Here is a 753-nt window from a genome sequence, read left to right as displayed (position 1 = left end):
CGCCGAAGACCTCGGTCACCGAGGACGGCTCCGGCTCGCCGACGGTCGACAAGATCAAGCAGAACGGCCGGCTGTTCATGGGCACCACCGACAGCCTCCCCGGGGTGTCGCTGCAGGAGCAGGGCAGCGGCAAGTACTCCGGCTTCGACACGCTGCTGGCGACGGCCATCGCCAAGGACATGGTCGGGCTCAAGGCTTCGGACCCGGTGCAGTACCGCTCCGCGAGCCTGGACACCCGGCTGAACTCGCTGCGCAGCGGTGACGTGGACCTGGTGGTCGGCGCCATCAAGACCAACCAGCCGCAGCCGCAGATCGCCTTCGTCGGCCCGTACCTAAAGGTGGCGCAGGACCTGCTGGTCCGCTCCGACAGCGGCATCACCACGGCCGCCCAGCTCGCCGACAAGCCGGTGTGCGTGGTCGCGGGGACGGGTGCCGGGCAGAGCCTCAAGGCCGCGCGCGTGACGCAGAACGTGGTCGAGGAGAACCTGGGCAGCCGCTGCGTGGAGTCGTTGCAGGCGGGCCGCGTCTCGGCCTTCTCCGCCGACGACGCCGTGCTGCGCGGCTACGCCGGGCAGGCCAAGGGCGCGTTGAAGGTCCTCGGCGTCAAGCTGACCGACGAGGGCTACTACATCGGAGTCCCCGCGCGCGACAAGGAACTCCGGCGCCAGCTCGAAGCGATGCTGAAGAAGGCGTTCCAGGACGGCTCGTGGGCGCGGATGTACGGCGAGGTCTACGGCACCTCCGAGCCCGCCC

Annotated in this window: 1 protein-coding gene; it reads left to right on the top strand. The window is 70.0% G+C overall.

Annotation, left to right across the window (positions count from 1 at the left end; translation table 11 throughout):
• The coding region (locus tag CCN37_RS38310) for a transporter substrate-binding domain-containing protein (RefSeq protein WP_086830260.1) at positions 1 to 753 on the top strand (753 nt) is incomplete at both ends.

It is taken from the genome of Allokutzneria sp. NRRL B-24872 (assembly GCF_002155965.1).
Lineage (GTDB): Bacteria > Actinomycetota > Actinomycetes > Mycobacteriales > Pseudonocardiaceae > Allokutzneria.
Note: the sequence above shows the minus strand (reverse complement) of the source record. Positions and strands in the feature narration are given on the sequence as shown.